Source organism: Providencia hangzhouensis (assembly GCF_029193595.2).
GTDB classification, from domain to species: Bacteria; Pseudomonadota; Gammaproteobacteria; order Enterobacterales; family Enterobacteriaceae; genus Providencia; species Providencia hangzhouensis.
This window is the reverse complement of the sequence record NZ_CP135052.1, coordinates 1483568-1505218: the sequence shown is the minus strand read 5'-3', so window position 1 is coordinate 1505218 and position 21651 is coordinate 1483568. Positions and strand designations below refer to the sequence as shown.

15 protein-coding genes are annotated in these 21651 nt (G+C 39.9%); 7 read left to right on the top strand and 8 right to left on the bottom strand.

All coding sequences use genetic code 11. The features are described from left to right. Positions 1–65 precede the first annotated feature (65 nt). The 3 genes from prpB to PZ638_RS06500 all read left to right on the top strand — a co-directional run bounded on the left by prpB (position 66) and on the right by PZ638_RS06500 (position 3644). Entirely contained in the window at positions 66–953 is an 888-nt protein-coding gene (prpB, locus tag PZ638_RS06510) for a methylisocitrate lyase (protein WP_004261750.1), read from the top strand. A 61-nt stretch (positions 954–1014) separates the two neighbouring features. Further along, the gene (prpC, locus tag PZ638_RS06505; protein WP_196731806.1) at positions 1015–2178 is read left to right on the top strand and encodes a bifunctional 2-methylcitrate synthase/citrate synthase; all 1164 of its coding nucleotides are present in this window, start codon (positions 1015–1017) and stop codon (positions 2176–2178) included. An 11-nt stretch (positions 2179–2189) separates the two neighbouring features. Continuing rightward, the gene (locus PZ638_RS06500) at positions 2190–3644 is read left to right on the top strand and encodes a bifunctional 2-methylcitrate dehydratase/aconitate hydratase (protein WP_096863323.1); all 1455 of its coding nucleotides are present in this window, start codon (positions 2190–2192) and stop codon (positions 3642–3644) included. 71 nt (positions 3645–3715) lie between these two features. Here the strand turns inward: PZ638_RS06500 and PZ638_RS06495 are convergent, their stop codons facing one another. Both PZ638_RS06495 and PZ638_RS06490 read right to left on the bottom strand, forming a co-directional pair. Next, on the bottom strand, positions 3716–4756 hold the full coding sequence (locus tag PZ638_RS06495; protein ID WP_272674145.1) for a galactose-1-epimerase: 1041 nt from the start codon (positions 4754–4756) through the stop codon (positions 3716–3718). Between the two features lie 234 nt (positions 4757–4990). Continuing rightward, on the bottom strand, positions 4991–5920 hold the full coding sequence (locus PZ638_RS06490) for a cation diffusion facilitator family transporter (protein ID WP_004261765.1): 930 nt from the start codon (positions 5918–5920) through the stop codon (positions 4991–4993). Between the two features lie 299 nt (positions 5921–6219). Here PZ638_RS06490 and PZ638_RS06485 point away from each other — a divergent pair, with 299 nt between their 5' ends. Then, positions 6220–6657, top strand: coding sequence for a universal stress protein (locus PZ638_RS06485; protein WP_004261767.1), 438 nt, complete (start codon positions 6220–6222; stop codon positions 6655–6657). Between the two features lie 211 nt (positions 6658–6868). Here the strand turns inward: PZ638_RS06485 and eco are convergent, their stop codons facing one another. After that, positions 6869–7345: a serine protease inhibitor ecotin gene (gene eco, locus PZ638_RS06480; protein ID WP_272674092.1), complete on the bottom strand. Its 477-nt coding sequence runs from the start codon at positions 7343–7345 to the stop codon at positions 6869–6871. 267 nt (positions 7346–7612) lie between these two features. On the opposite strand from eco, the gene PZ638_RS06475 reads away from it, so the two are divergent. From PZ638_RS06475 to PZ638_RS06465, 3 genes are all read left to right on the top strand, one after another. Beyond that, positions 7613–7825: a DUF465 domain-containing protein gene (locus PZ638_RS06475; RefSeq protein WP_004261774.1), complete on the top strand. Its 213-nt coding sequence runs from the start codon at positions 7613–7615 to the stop codon at positions 7823–7825. Positions 7826–8101: 276 nt separating this feature from the next. Further along, the gene (locus PZ638_RS06470; protein ID WP_096863321.1) at positions 8102–8464 is read left to right on the top strand and encodes a nitrous oxide-stimulated promoter family protein; all 363 of its coding nucleotides are present in this window, start codon (positions 8102–8104) and stop codon (positions 8462–8464) included. A gap of 738 nt (positions 8465–9202) precedes the next feature. Further along, positions 9203–10021, top strand: a complete 819-nt coding sequence (locus tag PZ638_RS06465) for a helix-turn-helix transcriptional regulator (RefSeq protein WP_112307216.1) — start codon at positions 9203–9205, stop codon at positions 10019–10021. A 232-nt stretch (positions 10022–10253) separates the two neighbouring features. Here the strand turns inward: PZ638_RS06465 and PZ638_RS06460 are convergent, their stop codons facing one another. The 5 genes from PZ638_RS06460 to recJ all read right to left on the bottom strand — a co-directional run bounded on the left by PZ638_RS06460 (position 10254) and on the right by recJ (position 21650). Beyond that, positions 10254–15740 carry a hypothetical protein gene (locus PZ638_RS06460; RefSeq protein WP_311972617.1) on the bottom strand — a complete coding sequence of 1829 codons (5487 nt, stop codon included), beginning with the start codon at positions 15738–15740 and terminating at the stop codon, positions 10254–10256. 20 nt (positions 15741–15760) lie between these two features. After that, positions 15761–16315, bottom strand: a complete 555-nt coding sequence (locus tag PZ638_RS06455) for a hypothetical protein (protein ID WP_094963002.1) — start codon at positions 16313–16315, stop codon at positions 15761–15763. A gap of 846 nt (positions 16316–17161) precedes the next feature. After that, on the bottom strand, positions 17162–18679 hold the full coding sequence (gene lysS / locus PZ638_RS06450; RefSeq protein WP_004261800.1) for a lysine--tRNA ligase: 1518 nt from the start codon (positions 18677–18679) through the stop codon (positions 17162–17164). Positions 18680–18686: 7 nt separating this feature from the next. Beyond that, a protein-coding gene (prfB, locus tag PZ638_RS06445; protein ID WP_096863166.1) for a peptide chain release factor 2 occupies positions 18687–19788 on the bottom strand; the annotation gives its coding sequence in 2 pieces (ribosomal slippage) (positions 18687–19709 and positions 19711–19788; 1101 coding nt in all). A 128-nt stretch (positions 19789–19916) separates the two neighbouring features. Continuing rightward, positions 19917–21650: a single-stranded-DNA-specific exonuclease RecJ gene (recJ, locus tag PZ638_RS06440; protein WP_272674086.1), complete on the bottom strand. Its 1734-nt coding sequence runs from the start codon at positions 21648–21650 to the stop codon at positions 19917–19919. Position 21651 lies beyond the last annotated feature (1 nt).

Below are 21651 nucleotides of genomic sequence, written 5' to 3'. Positions count from 1 at the left end.
CAATTGCTATATGACTATAGTTATTTCAATTTCATTACAATTAATTAACATCATATGAGGCTATTATGTCGTCATTTAGTGCAGGACAAAAATTTCGTGAGGCTATCAAGCAAGAATCTCCATTGCAGCTCGTTGGAACTATCAATGCCAACCACGCGCTCCTTGCAAAACAAGCTGGCTATAAAGCTATTTACTTATCTGGAGGTGGCGTCGCTGCGGGGTCACTGGGCATGCCGGACTTAGGTATTTCAACGTTAGATGATGTTTTAATTGATATTCGACGCATTACTGATGTATGTGACTTACCACTTATGGTCGATGCCGATATTGGCTTTGGCCCTTCTGCTTTTAATGTCGCCCGCACGGTGAAATCCTTTTGTAAAGCCGGTGCGGCAGGGTTGCATATTGAAGACCAAGTGGGTGCAAAACGTTGTGGCCATCGTCCTAATAAAGAAATTGTTTCGACACAAGAGATGGTCGACCGCATCAAGGCGGCTGTTGATGCACGAACCGATGACAGCTTTGTCATTATGGCTCGAACCGATGCATTAGCGGTCGAAGGCATTGATGCCGCACTGGAACGTGCACAAGCCTACTTAGAAGCCGGTGCGGACATGCTTTTTCCAGAGGCAATTACTGAGCTTTCTATGTATCAACAGTTTACAAGTAATACCTCCGCTCCCGTACTGGCCAATTTAACTGAATTTGGTCAAACCCCTTTATTTACTCTTGATGAACTACGCAGTGTTGACATTGCCATTGCGCTGTATCCACTGTCTGCGTTTCGAGCCATGAATAAAGCCGCTGAACAGGTTTATACAACATTACGCAAAGAGGGCACTCAAAAAAGTGTCATTCCACTTATGCAGACTCGAGAAGAGCTGTATCAAAGTATTCATTATTACGATTATGAACAAAAACTGGATGCGTTATTTTCCAAGAATAAATCTTAATTTTTAGGCAATTATCATTACTAAAAGTTGCATCGCCTCTGTCCCCTACAAGGAATAAATGATGAATGAACAACTTAGTCGTACTGAAACACCTCAATTTAAACCTAAAAAATCCGTTGCACTTTCAGGTATTACTGCAGGAAATACCGCACTTTGTACCGTTGGGCGTAATGGTAATGACCTGCATTATCGCGGGTTTGACATTCACGACTTAGCCACACAATGTGAATTTGAAGAAATCGCGCATTTGCTCATCCATGAAAGGCTGCCGACAGCAACCGAACTCGTTTCATATAAAGAAAAGCTGCAATCTCTTCGGGGGTTACCGGCAAGTGTTAAACAAACGTTAGAATCCATACCCGCGAACGCGCACCCAATGGACGTCATGCGCACAGGCGTATCAATGATGGGCTGCGTGTTACCCGAAAAAGAATCTCACCCTTTTTCCGGTGCTAGGGATATTGCTGATCGCTTATTAGCGTCACTGGGTTCGATGTTGTTGTATTGGTATCACTTTAGCCACCATGGAAGACGTATTGAAACCCAAACTGATGATGATTCAATTGGCGCGCATTTCTTGCATCTATTACACGGTAAAAAGCCCCCTGCTCAATGGGAAAAATTTATGCATATTGCGGCAATTTTATACGCAGAACATGAATTTAACGCATCGACATTCGCAGCAAGGGTTATTGCGGGAACAGGCACGGATTTTTACTCTGCGATGACAGGTGCAATTGCCGCTTTGCGTGGCCCAAAACACGGGGGGGCAAATGAAGTTTCATTAGAAATTCAGCAACGTTATGCCTCAATGGAGGAAGCAGAGCAAGATATTACAGCACGCGTTAAAAATAGTGAGGTTATCATTGGGTTTGGCCACCCCGTTTATACCCTCGCAGACCCCCGCCACCCTATTATCAAGTCTGTCGCTTTACAGTTATCAGAACAGAGCCTAAATCGACATCTTTATACCGTTGCGGATCGAATTGAATCCGTAATGAAACGTGAAAAAAACATGTTTCCAAATTTAGATTGGTTTTCTGCTGTGGCTTATCACCTTATGGGCATTCCCACCGCCATGTTTACCCCATTATTTGTTATGGCACGTACCGCTGGCTGGTCAGCACATATTATTGAGCAACGACAAGATAATAAAATTATTCGTCCTTCAGCCAACTATATTGGTCCTGAAAATCAATTATTTACTCCTATAGAACAGCGTTAAAAGGTAACCTAATGACAACACAAACCGTGCGTTCGCAACAAATTGAATTTGATAAAGTGATCAGCGATATTGTTGATTATGTAATGGATTACCCAATTATTTCTGACCTCGCCTATGATACGGCTTATCATTGCCTGCTCGATACCCTTGGTTGCGGTATGGAATCCCTTGAATACCCTGCATGTAAAAAATTATTAGGGCCTATCGTTCCGGGTACGATTGTGCCAAATGGCACAAAAATCCCAGGCACCCAATTTCAATTAGACCCAGTGCAAGGCGCATTTAATCTTGGCACAATGTGCCGTTGGCTCGACTTTAATGACACTTGGCTGGCTGCCGAATGGGGCCACCCGTCGGATAACCTTGGTGGTATTTTAGCCACTGCGGATTGGCTTTCTCGTGAAAACATTGCGAAAGGCAAGCCCCCGCTAGTTATTAGAGATGTTTTGACTGCATTAATTAAAGCGCATGAAATTCAAGGCTGCATCGCACTAGAAAATGCCTTTAACCAAGTCGGGCTCGACCATGTTATTTTAGTCAAAGTGGCATCAACTGCGGTTGTTTCTCATCTATTGGGGCTGGAAAGAGAACAAATTCTCAATGCTGTTTCCCAAGCGTGGATTGATGGTCACAGCTTACGTACCTACCGCCACAGCCCCAATACAGGGTCTCGCAAGTCATGGGCGGCAGGTGACGCCACCTCCCGTGCTGTACGGCTGGCTTTAATGGCTCAAAAAGGGGAAATGGGCTACCCAACGGCGCTAACGGCTAAAACCTGGGGCTTCTACGATGTTTTATTTAATGGACAACCCCTGTGTTTTCAACGTCCTTATGGCTCCTATGTTATGGAAAATGTGTTGTTTAAGATTTCTTTCCCTGCTGAGTTTCATTCCCAAACAGCAGTAGAGGCAGCGTTACAACTCCACCAAACCCTCGAAAAATTAGGAAAAACGGCTCAAGATATTGAGTCTATTGCCATACGCACCCATGAAGCTTGTATTCGTATCATTGATAAAAAAGGCCCATTACATAACCCGGCAGATCGTGACCATTGCATTCAATATATGGTCGCTATCCCATTAATTTTTGGTCGTTTAACGGCTGCTGATTATGAAGATAATATTGCCAAAGATGAGCGTATTGATGCATTACGTGCAAAAATGCATTGCACTGAAGATGCACAGTTTACCCGAGACTATCATGACCCTGAAAAACGTTCGATTAGCAATGGGTTAACCATTACATTGAAGGATGGGCAAGTGCTTGATGAAGTTGTTATCGAATATCCTGTTGGCCATAAACGCCGCCGTAAAGAAGGGATGCCATTGTTATTAAATAAATTTAGAATTAATTTAGCAAGGCAATTCCCAGAGGCTCAACAAATTCGAATTCTAAAAGCCTCTCTCGATAAGCCAATGCTAGAAAAAATGCCTGTCAATGAATATATGGATCTATTCGTTATTTAAGACTAAGGAAATTATTAACTGGCGAGTAATTCAGCGCCTTAATATAGAGGCGCTGAATATTCACTATTGTATTAGAAAACAAATTGGTAACGCGTTTGGTTTTGGTACATTTGTTGAGGAAATGCAATCGAACTGTATTGTTCTCCCCGCTCAGGGTGATTGATTGCATCTGCTGGAAACTGGGTTGCTATCACTACCCCTGAATAAGGGACATACGTTCGTGTTTTCCCCGACGTTGCAAGCAGGTTATTTCCACTGTACACATGTAATGCAGGCTGCGTGGTTGCGATATTTAGCCGCACATCACCACTTGGTGCCCCGAGGGTTGCCACCGTCTGCAGACCATCGGTTAATGTGTTGTTTAATATAAACGTATGGTCATACCCCCCAACACGACGTTGGTCATCATCTTGTAAGAAATCTCGGCCAATCCGTTTACTTTGGCGAAAATCAAAATTTGTATCTGCAACGTTATACCACTCTCCCGTTGGGATACCGTCCATATCTGTCGGCAAATATTGGTCTGCATCAATATATAAATCATGTTCCAAAGCCGTTCTGACCGAGTCCTCCCCCGCTAAGTTAAAGTAGATGTGATTCGCAAGATTAACAGGGTAAGCTTCTGTCGATTGATAAGCATGGTGAATAACGACTTGATTATCTTCTGTAAGTTCATAGCTCACTTCAACGTCTAACTGCCCCGGAAAGCCTTGATCACCAACAGGCGACGTCAAAGAAAAAACAGCTTTTTGGGGTGTTGGTTGAAAAATACCCCATATGCGATGGCTAAAACTGTGTTTTCCACCATTCAAGCAATGTACACCTTGGTTATTCGAAAGTTGATAATGCTGTTCATTTAGCGTGAATTGTGAATTGTTTATGCGGTTAGCAACTCGCCCAACGATTGAACCAAGGTATACCCCCTGTTCCATCTGTTTAGCCATATTGGGTGAACCTAAAACAACATCTCGTTTTCCTGTTGCTAGTGGAAGTATACAGCTAACCCAACTAGCTCCTAGGCTACTGAGAATAACCTTCATACCATTTTGATTAGTAAGGGCAATAACCTTTGGGGCGCGAAATGTCTGACATTGTTCTTGAGTTAACCGCATTTTTTCCTCAATCATTCAATAATCACTATAGAGAGCATTTTGTGGGGTTTGCTACATTTGCCCTATATTTTGAAACAAATACCTTATTGTGCCATCTTGAAACTGCTTATTAATTTTCGCCTTGTTATCAATCAGGTGCAATAATTAATGTGTTGATTTTACATAATAGCTTGCAATAAAAAACCGAGCCACTTTAAAGCTCGGTTTTTATCGAAAAATAAAATAAATGTGTGATTAATGCTTAGCGTCTTTGTCATACGGGTCAAGGTGGGTCATAACATCCAAAATTAATGGGTTTTCCATCAATTTTTTACGCACATTTACCGCAATTTCATGGCCAACAGTAATACTCATATTTCCATCAAGCTCTAAATGCACATCCACCAATAAAAAGTCACCCGATTTACGTGTTTTTAAATCATGATATCCTGATAACTCACTAATATTATCCAAAACAGAACGGATTTCCTGCAAAGTTTCTTCGTCTGCGCCTTTATCCATTAAATCTTGCATGGATTGATTGGTGAATTTAAACCCCATCCGAAAAACAAATGTCCCTACAATCAACGCGGCCAGTGGGTCAAAAATTTTAAACCCACACAAGCTACCAACAATACCAATGGCCACCACTAGGGAGGAAGCCGCATCGGAACGAGCATGCCATGCATTCGCCACTAACATACTGGAGTTTACTTTTTTCGCGACATGCAACATATAGCGAAACAGCCCCTCTTTTGCGACTAAAGCAATCAGTGCAACAATCAATGCAATTGAGTGAACTTCAGGAATTAACTCAGGTTTCAGTAATTTTTCAATCGCTGACCAAACCATTCCCACGCCCACAATTAATAAAATAATACCTAATATTAATGAAGCGCCATTTTCATAACGAAAATGACCATATGGATGGTCTTCATCTGGCTTCTTGTGGCTTTTCTTATTGGCTATCAACACCACAAAATCAGCGACCAAATCCGATAATGTATGAATACCGTCAGCGACTAACCCGGAAGAATGAGAAAAAATACCAACAATTATCTGCCAAATCGATAAGAAAATATTTACGACAACACTGACTAAGGTACTTTTTTTTGCGGCTTTAAATTTTATTTGTTGGATTTCAAAATCACTTTTTTTCTGTGTTGAAGCATTATTCATAGTCATAAAATAGGTTCTTTAATGAAAAACAAAACAATTATCATTCAAATAACACATTTAAATCAATTAGTTAAGCAACTTACCGCGATCTTCGCATATATTTTGTTAAAAGTCTCTGTGTGATTTGTAAATAACACTGAGAGTTGATAATAATTATTCTTTCTTTTCAAAGAAGAAGCTATGTCATTTTTAGATTATCGCTATAAATGCGCACGTTATAGCATTTATTACTTTTCATTTAACTTATAGTATATTGTAGATAACCTTTTGTAATTAATTTTAAATAATACGAAAATGAGGTAGCTATGTATAAAAAAATCCTAGTCCCTATTGATTTGTTAGAAGATGAATTAAACCAAGAGATCATCAAACACGTTGAGGCACTAGCGCAACTAAGCTCAGCTGAAATTCATTTTCTATCCGTTATTCCGAGCCTTGAGTTATTTTTTGGTATTGAAATTGCCGCATTACCAGAAAGCAACAAAGATTCTGCGGAACGCTCAATCCTTGCAATGCGTGCGTTAGAAGAAGTCATTAAAGATATCAAAGTTGCTGATGAACGGATTAACTGCAAAATTGGTATTGGTTCAGCTAAAGATGAAATCTTAGATTATGCGCAAGAAATTAGCGCAGATCTCATTGTTGTAGGCTCCCATCACCCAAGCACTTCAACCTATTTATTAGGTTCAACAGCCTCTGCAATCGTGCGCCATGCGAAAACATCTGTCTTCGTTATTCGCTAAATTGGTTTCTATAAAAAATGCCGCTAAATGCGGCATTTGAGGTTGTTGACAAAGCGGGATAAAAGCGTGGTTTTTCCCGCTTTGTGTTATCAGCCGAAAATCAATAAATTGATTTTCCTGATTTATTTTCAAAACCTATTAGACTTACCGCCAAACATAATATGTTTGTCAGCAGTCTGAATGCCGCTAAACGCGGCATTTTCTTTAATATTTATTTTGTAACTGAATCAATTAATTTATCGTCTGTAGACCAGATACGATATTTTACTTGCATATCTTTCGGAGCATAAACCACAATCGGTAATTTGCTGTTATAACGCACAAATGCATCATCGCCTAATTGAGTCGTCACAAAACTGTCTTTTGCAGGCTCAGAGCATCCCATCATAGTGGATGCCGGGCCTTTTACTTCGTCGAGTTTATAATAATCATAGCCCCAGCCTTCCAACGTCTTTCTGTCTAGGTCACCCATAAACCATTGGCGGTTACAATCTGCTTTGATCGTTTTTCCAATAACTAACTCAACCATAAAGTCATTTTCATTTTGTTGCTTGGTTAATTCAATCACATGACGAGTCATACCCGATTCTGCTTTTGGGTATGGCGCGATCTTTTCCAAATCTTCCGTTGCTACTGCACAAGATGAAATTAGTGCCGCCGCCATTACAGATAAAATCGCTTTTTTCATTATTTATTCCTATTTAAGAACACAAAACTAATTTTTAAAACCAGTCTTTTATCCATGTTAAGTCATTTACACCGTAATTATCACTATAGATGATTCTTAATTACAAAAATATAGATAACTCAGGTAAAAGCCATGTAATACTACTTAATTCTAGTAGAAGGATCATAAAACTAATAAAAATTATGTAAATTACAAGCTATTTGGATGTACAAAATGCATGCACTGTTTATACTGAAACTGAGGCTTAATATATTCTGAGGAGGTAGTATGTTATCAGCAGATCAAGATTTAGTTTCAAAATTAATCTCTACACATCCCCGTTTTCAAACTCTTTATGAAAAACATCATCAACTCGACAAAGAAATCAGCAAATTAGAAGGGCCTTCTGGTGCTGGTTACAATGAGCATGTCGCTAAGCTAAAAAAAGAAAAATTACATCTTAAAGATGAAATGCAAAAAATAATGCTCTCGAGTCAATAGGTTATCACGATAATAGTATTAGTTGTTTTTCTCACATAATGAAATTCAAAAACTGGGCTAACATCCTAAAAGATAATGATATTCTATCGATCATTTAACGTTAGCTAGTGTTGTTTCACACTAATATAAGAGGGTATTTTTTTATTACCCTCTTTTTATTACGCCGAATAACTCACCATTTTATTGAGTCCCATCAATAAAAATACAAAAAAATTATCATAAACCAACCATAAATTGTATATTAAATATATGTTTTGTTTTTATAGAGAATTTTCTATGGTTGGCAAACGCATACACCGTGAAATTAAAACGATTGAAAAAATGATAAAAATCTATGAGAAAGCCTATCCAGCACCAGCAGAATCACCTGATTTTTATCAAAAACTATTTTCCTATGCCGTTAATAGATTAGAAAAATGCCGATATGGAGAAGAAAAACCAGCATGTAAACAATGTCCAATCCATTGTTACCAACCCAAAATGAGAGAGCAGATGAAGCTAGTTATGCGCTGGGCTGGCCCGAAGATGTTAATCCATCACCCAATTCTCGCTATACGTCATTTACTTGATGATCGTAAACCAGTCCCTGATTTACCAGCTAAAGTAAACAAGCGAGCAACTCAGAAACAAGAGCCATAATTAGTGAGCCTATAGCTCAAGCTTAGCCCTCTATTTAAAGCAAAGTACAACATGAGGAGAAATAATAAAGCACAAAGATGTTGAAAAATGGCGAGCAACAAGTAGTAACCCTAAGGAACTATTTATAAAAATATATATTTAAAATACCTATTAAAGCAATCATAGAAACCTATCAATTAAAAAACGAGACTCGAGTCACAAACAAATAGCAATCTCCCCACATCTTAATAAATTAAATCAATCATATCGATTTAAAAAATAAATAACTTAGATTAATAACCATTAATTACATTAGCAAAATTAATAAATGATAGTTTTGCCGAAATCTATAATCATCATTAGCATAGCTAAAATTTATATTACTATGCTAAAAATGATAAGTAAGAAGAAAGTAGAAAAAAAACACGGTTTAGGTGTAAAAAACGATAACATATTAACATACGACTAATTTTATCAATTCAGATTAAAAATCCAAACTAATTAAAATTAAAATTAAAAGTAGAATAATTAAATTACCCCACCAATAACACAAAAAATACCGAGCAATTCACAATAATAACTCGGAAAAAGTATATTTAGAAACATTTATTTATATTTAGAATTATAATGTGACACAAAATTAATCGATTTATATAATTTCAATCATACTAATAACATCCATGCTTTATATCACCAGATAGGAATAGTTGAATATTTTATTTTGAATTTATATTTAAATACGATTAAAAAGGTATAGTCATGCAAGCAATAAACTCACCAAATCGACACTTCATTAAACAGATAAACATTGATAGTAACGCGGCCCATAACATTATTGACCTAGAAACTAAAGGGCTTTTAATTATAGAACAAGGCTCTGTGTTACTAGAAACCCCAGCTAACTCACAATCTTTAAATGAAGGCGATATCTTATATCACAAACAGGGAGCTTACTCACTACAGCTCACTGAAACAACAAGTTGCAAATTACTTTGGATATCCTTGGATGATAACTTTTTGCGTAGTTTCATCACCAATCATGGCACTGAGTTAAGCGAAATAGACCGCAATGAAGGCTTACCCTGTGATATCATTAAATTTAATTCATCCCCTCTCATTGAAGAAATCAAATCAAGCTTAAATACATTTGTTAATAACGAATACCCTGACGTCATTTTCTCACTCCGAGTTAGTGAATTACTGTTATTACTAAGCTACAGTGAACAAGGTGCTTTATTGCTATCTAATTTTAGACAGCTAAGTAGTCGCCAAATAGAACGTCTACAAATGTTTATGGAAAATAATTATCTTAAAGAGTGGAAATTAAGTGAGTTCGCACGTACTTTTGGTATGGGATTAACAACATTTAAAGAACTGTTCAATACCGTTTATGCAACGTCACCACGCGCATGGATAAGTGAAAAACGTATTATGTATGCACACCAGTTATTAATTAATACTACAATGAGTATTGTAGAGGTTTCTATGGAAGCAGGCTTTTCAAGTCAATCTTACTTCACCCAAACTTATCGAAAACGGTTTGGCTACACACCGAGTCGGTCAAGAATAGCAGCTTAACCGCTCAGTAAGACTCTAACTCATGCCCTGTCAGTTATAGAAGTTTAATCTTCACTATAATCTGGCAGAAAGGCAAACATCAAATCCTTCCTTTAAATATTCACATTCACTTCTTATACTTCTTATACTTCTTATACTTCTTATACTTCTTTCAGATTGATACATCACAAAAAAAGGTAATTTGCCTTTCAGTGACAAATTACCTTTAAGATAACCTTAAATAAAAGCTATGCTATTTCGCTTTGATTATTTTTAAATCAATAATTGACATGGAGTTTGGTGGTACCTCACCTGGTATGCCTTCAACGCCATACCCACCTTCAGGTTTAATATAGACTTTAACCATTCCCCCTTCCCCTGCTCGTTCGACAAAGGAGTTTAATGGTGCAGGTAACTGATTATAAGGTAATGTGACAGGGTTTTGATCGGTATACAACACCGTAACCTTACCGTCAGTTAATTGCTCTCTCATAATAAAAGTCACGTCTTTATTTTTCACGTCTTTTATCGGTGAGCCAACTTGAATGATTTTATAGTAAGTATTGCTATCGAGCTTACTGTATTTTTGAGCGGTAATTTGCTCAATAATTTTTTGGTTTTTCTTCGCATTTTCTGCGGCAATCACTTTTGCATCTTTGCTAGGAGGAATTCGCCCAGCCAGACCAGTACTCGATTTCGAACCACCTCTTGCTTTTAATGCATCATTTTCATTTTGTAATTGAGTTATCTGTCGATTTAACGCCATAATTTGTGATTTTAAAGCTTCATCACTCGAAATGGATTTACTTGAATCCAATTCCGTTTGTAGTTTTTTCAATTTTTCTTGTGCTAATGCCAACTCTTTTTGAGAGTTCGCTTTTAAATCACCAAGAAGTTTATTCGTGTCTGTCAGTTTTTGCTCAATTTCAGACTGTTTCTTTGTTTTAGCCGCAATATCACTTTCAAGTTTGCTGATTTTGTCTTCTTGAGCCTTAGTCTGCTTAGTAAATTGCTGGTTTTGCTGGTCAAGTTTTTTCTTCTCACTTTCTTGGGCAGCAAGAGCGTCACTAATTGATTTTTTCTCAGATTCTAACTTGGCAATAGCGCTTTCTTTTTCTTTCAATAATGTAACTTGTTTATTTAAGTCCGCAGTTAACGCTTTAACTTGCTTGTCACTTGCTTGACCTACTAGCGCTGTTTGTTTTTCAACATCTTTTTGTAATTTCAGCAGTTCTGCATTAGCCTGTTCCAATTGTTTTTGAGCATTAACAAAATTTTGTTCATTTTGTTTTAAGTTTTCTTGCAATTGTTGCTGTTGCTTTTGGCTCTCAACATATTGTTTTGATAAAACATTCTGTGCTGCTTGCTGCTCAGCCAACTGTTTTTTTGCTGTTGCTAATTCAGACTCTAACGTAATTTTTTGTGCTAATTTGGCAGTTTGCTCTGCTAAAGATGCTTGGATCTTATCTGCTTGCTGCGCTTTCTGTTTCAGTTGCGTAACAAGCTGCTGGTTTTTCTCTGCTAACGCTTTTGCATCTGCTTGCTGTTTGGCGAGTGCCTCACGAGTTACTTTACTTTCCGTTTCAGCTTTCTTCAACCCGTCTTCTTTTTGCTTCAGCAAAGCGAGTTGTTTGTTTAAATCTGCCGTCAGCGCTTTAATCTGTTGGTCGCTGGCTTGATTCATTAAAGCTGTTTTTGTTTCAACTTCATTCTTCAGCTTCTGCAAATCCGTGTTCGCTTGTTTCAGTTGCGCCTGTGCCATAACGTAATTTTGCTCTTGTTGGCGGAGTTTCGCCTGCAACTCGGCTTGCTGTTTTTCACTGTTCGCAAACTGTTTGGACAACGCATTTTGTGCCGTTTGGTGCTCGGTTAACTGTTTTTTCGCCTCAGCCAGTTCGGCTTCTAACGCCACCTTCTCGGCAGCCTTCGCCGTCTGCTCGGCTAAGGACGCTTGAATTTTTTCCGCTTGTTGCGCTTTTTGTTGCAATTCGGCAGCAAGCTGCTGGTTTTTCTCCGCTAACGCTTTTGCGTCCGCTTGCTGTTTGGCGAGCGCCTCACGGGTGGTTTGGCTCTCTGTTTCAGCTTTCTTCAACCCGTCTTCTTTTTGCTTCAACAAAGCGAGTTGTTTGTTTAAATCCGCCGTCAACGCTTTAACTTGTTGGTCGCTGGCTTGGCTCATCAAGGTGGTCTGTTTTTCCATCTCCCCTTGGAGTTTTTGTAGATCTACGTTCGCTTGTTTCAGCTGCGCCTGTGCCGTAACGTAATCGTGCTCTTGCTGGTTGAGCTTCGCCTGCAACTCAGCTTGCTGTTTTTCACTGTTCGCAAACTGTTTGGACAACGCATTTTGCGCCGTTTGGTGCTCGGCTAACTGTTTTTTCGCCTCAGCCAGTTCGGCTTCTAACGCCACCTTCTCGGCAGCCTTCGCCGTCTGCTCGGCTAAGGACGCTTGAATTTTTTCCGCTTGTTGCGCTTTTTGTTGCAATTCGGCAGCAAGCTGCTGGTTTTTCTCCGCTAGCGCTTTTGCGTCCGCTTGCTGTTTGGCGAGCGCCTCACGGGTGGTTTGGCTCTCCGTTTCAGCTTTCTTCAACCCGTCTTCTTTTTGCTTCAGCAAAGCGAGTTGTTTGTTTAAATCCGCCGTCAGCGCTTTAACTTGTTGGTCGCTGGCTTGGCTCATCAAGGCGGTCTGTTTTTCCATCTCCCCTTGGAGCTTTTGTAGATCTGCGTTCGCTTGTTTCAGTTGCGCCTGTGCCGTAACGTAATCGTGCTCTTGCTGGTTGAGCTTCGCCTGCAACTCAGCTTGCTGTTTTTCACTGTTCGCAAACTGTTTGGACAACGCATTTTGCGCCGTTTGGTGCTCGGTTAACTGTTTTTTCGCCTCAGCCAGTTCGGCTTCTAACGCCACCTTCTCGGCAGCCTTCGCCGTCTGCTCGGCTAAGGACGCTTGAATTTTTTCCGCTTGTTGTGCTTTTTGTTGCAATTCGGCAGCAAGCTGCTGGTTTTTCTCGGCTAACGCTTTTGCGTCTGCTTGCTGTTTGGCGAGTGCCTCACGGGTGGTTTGGCTCTCTGTTTCAGCTTTCTTCAACCCGTCTTCTTTTTGCTTCAACAAAGCGAGTTGTTTGTTTAAATCCGCCGTCAACGCTTTAACTTGTTGGTCGCTGGCTTGGCTCATCAAGGTGGTCTGTTTTTCCATCTCCCCTTGGAGCTTTTGTAGATCTGCGTTCGCTTGTTTCAGTTGCGCCTGTGCCGTAACGTAATTTTGCTCTTGCTGGTTGAGCTTCGCCTGCAACTCGGCTTGCTGTTTTTCACTGTTCGCAAACTGTTTGGACAACGCATTTTGCGCCGTTTGGTGCTCGGCTAACTGTTTTTTCGCCTCAGCCAGTTCGGCTTCTAACGCCACCTTCTCGGCAGCCTTCGCCGTCTGCTCGGCTAAGGACGCTTGAATTTTTTCCGCTTGTTGCGCTTTTTGTTGCAATTCGGCAGCAAGCTGCTGGTTTTTCTCGGCTAAGGCTTTTGCCTCCGCTTGCTGTTTGGCGAGCGCCTCACGGGTGGTTTGGCTCTCCGTTTCAGCTTTCTTCAACCCGTCTTCTTTTTGCTTCAGCAAAGCGAGTTGTTTGTTTAAATCCGCCGTCAACGCTTTAACTTGTTGGTCGCTGGCTTGGCTCATCAAGGTGGTCTGTTTTTCCATCTCCCCTTGGAGCTTTTGTAGATCTGCGTTCGCTTGTTTCAGTTGCGCCTGTGCCGTAACGTAATTTTGCTCTTGCTGGCGGAGTTTCGCCTGCAACTCGGCTTGCTGTTTTTCACTGTTCGCAAACTGTTTGGACAACGCATTTTGCGCCGTTTGGTGCTCGGCTAACTGTTTTTTCGCCTCAGCCAGTTCGGCTTCTAACGCCACCTTCTCGGCAGCCTTCGCCGTCTGCTCGGCTAAGGACGCTTGAATTTTTTCCGCTTGTTGTGCTTTTTGTTGCAATTCGGCAGCAAGCTGCTGGTTTTTCTCGGCTAAGGCTTTTGCCTCCGCTTGCTGTTTGGCGAGCGCCTCACGGGTGGTTTGGCTCTCCGTTTCAGCTTTCTTCAACCCGTCTTCTTTTTGCTTCAGCAAAGCGAGTTGTTTGTTTAAATCCGCCGTCAACGCTTTAACTTGTTGGTCGCTGGCTTGGCTCATCAAGGTGGTCTGTTTTTCCATCTCCCCTTGGAGCTTTTGTAGATCTGCGTTCGCTTGTTTCAGTTGCGCCTGTGCCGTAACGTAATTTTGCTCTTGCTGGTTGAGCTTCGCCTGCAACTCGGCTTGCTGTTTTTCACTTTGAGCTAACTGTTTTTCTAACGTATTTTGCGTACTTTGATATGAATTCAGCTGTTCTTGGGCAACTTTTAAGGCATTTTCTAATACAACTTTTTGCTCAGCTTGTTCAGTTTTTTCCGCCAAAGAAGCTTGAATGCTTTTCGCTAATTGTTCTTTTTCGACTAACTGGGCTTGTAGTTGCTGGTTTTGTGACTCTAATGATTTACTTTTCTCTTGCTGAGCGACCAAAGAAGATTGGACATCATCTTTTTCACTTTTAGCCGTAGCTAATTCATTTTCTTTCTGTTTTAACAACTCTTTTTGCTGTAAAAGTTCAGCTGTCACTGACTTCATTTGTTCATCAGTATTACCAACAAGTTGCAGTTGATTTTTAGCCTCTGACTCCAATTTTGCAATATCAGCGGTTAATTGCTCAATTTTCAAATTTGCGGTAGCAAATTGTTGTTCTTTTTCTGCTAATTGCTGTTTAAGTTGGGCTTGTTCAACAACACTTTCATTTAATTGTTTCTCAAGCTGGGCAATCGTTTCTTGGGTTTGCTGATTTTCTTGACTTAATTGTTCAAGACTATTTTGCTTTTGATCAATTGTTTTTTGTGCATCCGCCAATTTAGCCTTTAATGTGTCAATTAAAGACTGATCATCTGATGAATTTACAACCGCCTGTAGCTGGGCTATATGCTCTTTACTCTTCAGAACTTCATCGTTTAGTTTATCAATCTCAAATTGTTTCTCGGTAATTGTCTGCGTTAATTGCGCAATACTCTTATTATGATTGATAAGTTCAGAAACGAGTTGGTCATCATTGAGTAAATGATTATAGGCAATAAGCTGGCCTACTCCTTGAGCAATACCAAACTTATATAGATGTGTTAATTGCTGGCGTTCAATTAATTGCGCCAGTTGCTCAAGATAAGCAGAGGTATTAATACCTGTTGGCTTAGCAAATTTAGATGAATATAAGCCGAGTGGGTCAAGAACCAATTGATACTTTGCAAAATCTTTTGCTAGATAAGCAGGATCCCATTGGTTGCTTTGAAAAAAATAAGGGTAAGACGACAATAAAATAGGCGCTACGCCATTTTCTGTCGCCACCGCACACACTTCAGGAAAAGTCGTTTTTTCTGGCTCTACAGGGTCTGCTTTCGCTACATCTGCTTTCTTCGTTGATGTAGCAGCAGATTTACTTTTCCCTGTAGTTTTGCCTTTAGTTCCTTTATTCGCTGCCGCAGATTTTTGCTTCTCTTTTGGCGCAGGAACGGTAGATAGCGAAGAAAAGATATCATAACCTTGGTTTTGTGTATTAACTGGCAATTGTTGTTTTTGCTCTTGTACTTTGCCTTCTTTTTCCATTTGAAGGTAGGTATCAAAATCATCAATTACATTGTTAAAGCGCTCTGCTTTTGGAGCATGACTAAAAAAAGTCGTAACAAGTGCCAGTGACACACAAAGCCTAAGGTTTATTCTCATAATCCACTAATTTTCTTCAATGTTGATTCGGTAGACAATACTGAGTTATAACGAACTTTTGCACACAACACTTTAGTTTTAGACTCTATTGCCATTTGTAAGAGTTCAATTGTGTCAGGGCTAGCAGTCCCTTCAACTTGTCGATATAGACGGTTGATTTCGCTAACTTCTTTAAATGAACCTACTAAGCGATTGTAATCTTTTGGTGATAGTGTTTTGAGCGCGTTTAATTCTTTAACACACGTATTCAAATGAGCAAATGTTTGCTGGTCAGCACCCGCTTCACCATAAGTTGTAGAAGCAACTGGTGTACGGTTAATTGCGCTGTTTAAAACTTTTTGAGATTCAGGATAAGAGTTATCAACCTGATCTGGATTGGTAGCAACAGTCGATTGTGTTACCGGCTGAGTGGTACTCGTATTGACTGTTTGTTTACTTGGGGTATTCGGTGTTGCTGTATTGTATGTGTCTGAACCAAATGTACAACCTGAAAGAAGAGCTGTACCTGCTATAAGCAAAAATGCAACATGAAATTTATTTTTTAAAAACATATGGTTACCTTACCAGCACTTTTCTTCGCTATTATAATGATGTCCAAAAAACTTAGTGTAAGCTAAAAATTAGCTATTTTCTATAAGCCCGAATGTAGAAATAGAGTCATCTCATAAATTTAGATTAACTTAACTTTAGTTTTAAAATTATTTTATTGCTACATTTCTATTAAATTTATGAGCTAATTTCCGCTAGCAGTCCTTATAAAGAGACAAATTAACACCTTTACCGGAATTTTTTATTATTTTATGTCAGATAACGATTAGGTTGCTCAATAAACCTTGCTAACAATTAGATACCTTTCAAGTAAATTCTCATTTTAGTTCTGTCCCTGTAACAATTGTTAACAAATAAAATGATGGCTAACAATAAACACACCTACTTTTCATTTATCAAGCTGCTGACACACTTTAAACCTGTGACATGGCAATAACCGCCATCATTCAAAATATGGGTAACCTGCTTAATTCAATTCCAAAAACTAACAGCAATTAAAAATTACAAGCAAAATCAGCCAGTTATAAAAAAGCGAATTTATCGGCATTTCAGCTACATAATTTCCAACTACGTAATAAAGCATAGCAGTTATCTGTCGGAATTACTTATATTAAATTGATACGATTCGTAACTCAAATTTATTTTTAATAAAAATATAGCGTTCACATAGCCGTAATCACTCAAAAAACACTATTCAGTGATTTTATTCCATGTTACTCATTTAACGTCTAGTAAATGGTGTTTTATCTTTAACCTAAAATGAAGCATTTGAATAAAACATGAGGAGAGTAATATTGATTGCTTATAAATGTAAATATATGCCCGGAATTAACCGGGCATAATGGTATTTAAGCTTTGCTAGGACGTAAAGCGGGGAATAAAATAACATCGCGAATAGTATGGCTGTTAGTGAATAACATCACCATACGGTCAATACCAATGCCTAAACCTGCTGTTGGCGGTAAACCATGTTCTAATGCGGTGACATAGTCTTCATCATAGAACATTGCTTCGTCATCACCTTCATCTTTTTGACGTACTTGCTCAGCAAAACGCTCAGCTTGATCTTCTGCGTCATTTAATTCCGAGAAACCGTTACCGATTTCACGACCACCAATGAAGAATTCAAAACGGTCGGTAATAAATGGGTTGTCATCATTACGACGCGCTAACGGCGAAACTTCAGCTGGGTACTCAGTAATAAATGTTGGCTGAATCAAGTGGCTTTCTGCAACTTCTTCGAAGATTTCACACTGTACGCGGCCTAAGCCCCAGCTCTTTTCAATCTTAATACCGATAGACTGAGCAATTGCCACCGCTTTATCCATATCATCCAAATCAGCAACATTCGTTTCTGGACGATATTTGCAAATAGCTTCTTTCATCGTCATTTTAGTAAATGGCTTACCAAAATCGAACTCTTGTTCGCCATACTGAACAACAGTATTACCTAACACTTTTTGTGTCAGTGTACGGAACAAATCTTCCGTCAATGCGATTAGATCACGGTAATCAGCATAAGCCATATAGAGTTCCATCATTGTGAACTCTGGATTATGACGTGGGGATAACCCCTCATTACGGAAGTTACGGTTGATTTCAAATACGCGTTCGAACCCCCCTACAACTAAGCGTTTCAGGTACAATTCAGGCGCGATACGTAAGTACATATCGATATCTAATGCATTATGGTGAGTCACAAATGGACGCGCAGAAGCACCACCAGGGATAACCTGCATCATTGGTGTTTCCACTTCCATAAAACCGTAGCTAACCATAAAGTTACGTACTTCAGCTAGGATCTTAGAACGAACAATAAAAGTATGACGAGATTCATCATTCGCAATTAAGTCAAGGTAACGCTGACGATAACGTGTTTCTTGGTCTGATAAACCGTGGAATTTGTCAGGCAATGGACGCAACGCTTTGGTTAATAAACGAACTTCATGACAATGAACAGTTAACTCACCCGTTTTGGTTTTAAATAAACGGCCTTTAGCACCTAAAATATCGCCTAAGTCCCATTTTTTAAACTGTTCGTTATAGATGCCTTCCGCTAAATCATCACGCGATACATAAATTTGAATGCGTCCACCAACGTCCTGTAACGTTGCAAACGAAGCTTTACCCATAATACGACGAGTCATCATACGGCCAGCAATCGACACTTCAATATTTAGGTCTTCAAGCTCTTCTGAGGTTTTATCATCATATTGCGCATGAATTTTATCGGAAATATCTTCACGACGAAAATCGTTTGGAAATGGAATACCCTTTTCACGCAGTGCCGCTAATTTTTCTTTACGTGCTTTAAGTTCGTTATTCAAATCAGGTGCTTGTTCAACACCTTGTTGTTCCTGAGACATTTTTTCCTCACAGGCCAGCTTTTAAACTAGCTTCAATGAATTTATCCAAATCACCATCCAGTACGGCTTGCGTGTTACGCGTTTCCACACCAGTACGTAAATCTTTAATTCTTGCATCATCAAGGACATAAGAACGAATCTGGCTTCCCCAGCCAATATCAGATTTGTTCTCTTCCATCGCTTGCTTGTCTGCATTTTTCTTTTGCATTTCCAGTTCGTATAGCTTCGCTTTTAACTGGCGCATAGCTTGGTCTTTATTTTTATGCTGCGAACGGTCATTCTGGCATTGCGTCACAATATTGGTTGGAATATGTGTGATACGTACCGCTGATTCCGTTTTGTTTACGTGCTGACCACCCGCACCAGATGCACGGTATACATCAATACGCAAATCCGCTGGATTGATTTCGATATCAATATCATCATCAACTTCAGGATAAATAAACGCAGAACTAAAAGAAGTATGGCGACGCCCACCTGAGTCAAACGGGCTCTTACGAACCAAACGGTGAACACCAGTTTCCGTTCTTAACCATCCGTAGGCATAGTCACCAATAATTTTGACTGTTGCCGATTTTAGCCCAGCAACATCACCATCAGACTCTTCGATAATCTCGGTTTTAAAGCCCTTTGACTCGGCCCAACGCAAGTACATACGCAATAACATACTTGCCCAATCTTGAGCTTCAGTACCGCCAGAACCCGCTTGTAAATCAATGTAGCAATCTGCACTATCGTATTCGCCAGAGAACATACGGCGAAATTCAAGTTGCTCTAATTTGCCTTCTAATTGCTCTAGTTCAGCTTCAGCTTCATTGAATGTGTCTTCGTCATCAGCTTCAACCGCAAGCTCTAATAAACCCTCAACATCTTCAAGGCCTTGCGTCATCTGGTCAATCGTTTCAACAATTGCTTCAAGAGATGAGCGTTCTTTACCAAGGGCTTGCGCTCTCTCGGGTTCATTCCACACATCAGGCTGTTCAAGCTCAGCATTGACTTCTTCTAAGCGTTCTTTCTTGGCATCATAGTCAAAGATACCCCCTCAGAACCACTGTCCGTTCAGACAGGTCCTGAATCTTATTTTTTACTGGGTTTATTTCAAACGTCATTTTTCAATATCTTATGGTTAGTCAAAAATAATTTTTTATTCACAAACCGCTTAGTATAGCGGAATTTATCTCATGTTTATAGCGCCATCAAACGCTATTTGCTGGTTATTCCGCCGTTTATGATAGGCTTAATCAGGCCAAATATGCTCAATCATTAGCTGGATGTTTTTTTGTCCACGATATTCGTTCACATCTAATTTAAAGGCTATTTTCGCTTTTTTGATGCTGTTATCTGGCCATCGACGAACATCAATATTAAACATAATTGCATCTAACATTGGCCCACCATTCACGGGTTCCAGCATAAGTTTCAAATGGCGCTCACCAACAAGCCTTTGCTGTAATAATTGGAATTCACCATCAAATATAGGTTCCGGAAATGCTTGTCCCCATGGGCCACTTTCTCGAATAAGTTCCGCAGTTTCTAAACAAAACTCATTGCGTGAAAGTTCGCCATCACTCCAGATTACCCCAGCCAATTGCTCAGGTTGAACTAATTCCCCCATCAATAATTCAAAGTGATGTTTAAAAGCGTCAAATTGATCAACATGCAAAGTTAAGCCTGCTGCCATTGCATGGCCACCAAATTTTTGCATAATCCCGGGTTGTAATGTATTTAACCGTTCTAATGCATCCCGCATATGGACACCCTGAATGGAACGCCCAGAACCTTTTAATAAACCATCACCCGCAGGAGCAAAAGCGATAACAGGACGATGATATTGTTCTTTGATCCTTGAGGCGAGTATACCGACAACCCCCTGATGCCATTCAGGATGATAAATGGCTAAGCCATTTGGTAACTGGCTTTCACCGTATTCGAATTGATTAAAAAGCACGAGCGCTTCTTGCTGCATACCCGCTTCAATCTCACGGCGAGTTTGATTCAGCCCATCTAACTCATTTGCCAGTTCCCTTGCATACGCCATATCGTCTGTCAGTAATAATTCAATGCTCACTGACATATCATCTAATCTGCCTGCCGCATTTAGCCTAGGGCCAAGCGCAAACCCAAAATCATTTGCCACTAGTCTTGATAAATCACGTTTGGAAACCTCAATGAGGGCTTTAATACCCGCGCAACAGCGCCCAGCTCTAACACGATTTAGCCCTTGGTGAACTAAAATGCGGTTATTTGTATCAAGAGGAACCACGTCTGCAACAGTTCCTAATGCAACCAAATCAAGGTACTCGGCTAAATTAGGCTCTGCTAGCCCTTGCTGCACAAACCACCCTTGCTGACGTAGATATGCACGTAAGGCAGACATTAAATAAAATGTGACACCAACCCCGGCTAATGATTTAGATGCAAAGCAACATTCATTTAAGTTCGGGTTGATTATCGCATCCGCAGCAGGCAAAGTTTCCCCCGGCAGATGGTGATCGGTAATAATTACATTCATTCCATATTGATTAGCTACTGCAACCCCTTCATGGGATGAGATGCCATTATCAACGGTAATAATGAGATTCGTTCCACGTTTACGGGCTTCTTCAACAACCAATGGCGTTAATCCATAACCATTTTCAAAACGGTTCGGAACTATATAATTGATATTTCTATATCCCATTGATTTTAGAGCTCTAATAGCTAATGCCGTACTGGTTGCTCCATCCGCATCGAAATCCCCAACAATAGTAATAGCTTCATGTTCATTTAACGCACGATAAAGTAGGGGCAATGCCTTATCAACACCCGATAATGTCCGATAATCCAATAAATTAGCTGCTTTGCGCTCTAACTGATTGATATCCGTGATGCCCCGATGCTGGTAAATTCGTTGTAATAGCTCAGGCAAGCCAGGAAGTTGAGCGGCAGAACTTTGCTGCTGTCTTTGTTGTAAGAGTGTTTCTACATTCACA

What these genes read in the sequence shown, in the direction of transcription:
- PZ638_RS06500 (WP_096863323.1), top strand. Translation starts at nt 2,190, where the DNA reads ATGACAACACAAACCGTGCGTTCGCAACAAATTGAATTTGATAAAGTG.
- PZ638_RS06455 (WP_094963002.1), bottom strand. Translation starts at nt 16,315, where the DNA reads ATGTTTTTAAAAAATAAATTTCATGTTGCATTTTTGCTTATAGCAGGT.
- PZ638_RS06495 (WP_272674145.1), bottom strand. Translation starts at nt 4,756, where the DNA reads ATGCGGTTAACTCAAGAACAATGTCAGACATTTCGCGCCCCAAAGGTT.
- PZ638_RS06485 (WP_004261767.1), top strand. Translation starts at nt 6,220, where the DNA reads ATGTATAAAAAAATCCTAGTCCCTATTGATTTGTTAGAAGATGAATTA.
- prpC (WP_196731806.1), top strand. Translation starts at nt 1,015, where the DNA reads ATGAATGAACAACTTAGTCGTACTGAAACACCTCAATTTAAACCTAAA.
- PZ638_RS06470 (WP_096863321.1), top strand. Translation starts at nt 8,102, where the DNA reads ATGGTTGGCAAACGCATACACCGTGAAATTAAAACGATTGAAAAAATG.
- PZ638_RS06465 (WP_112307216.1), top strand. Translation starts at nt 9,203, where the DNA reads ATGCAAGCAATAAACTCACCAAATCGACACTTCATTAAACAGATAAAC.
- eco (WP_272674092.1), bottom strand. Translation starts at nt 7,345, where the DNA reads ATGAAAAAAGCGATTTTATCTGTAATGGCGGCGGCACTAATTTCATCT.
- lysS (WP_004261800.1), bottom strand. Translation starts at nt 18,679, where the DNA reads ATGTCTCAGGAACAACAAGGTGTTGAACAAGCACCTGATTTGAATAAC.
- PZ638_RS06475 (WP_004261774.1), top strand. Translation starts at nt 7,613, where the DNA reads ATGTTATCAGCAGATCAAGATTTAGTTTCAAAATTAATCTCTACACAT.
- prpB (WP_004261750.1), top strand. Translation starts at nt 66, where the DNA reads ATGTCGTCATTTAGTGCAGGACAAAAATTTCGTGAGGCTATCAAGCAA.
- PZ638_RS06490 (WP_004261765.1), bottom strand. Translation starts at nt 5,920, where the DNA reads ATGACTATGAATAATGCTTCAACACAGAAAAAAAGTGATTTTGAAATC.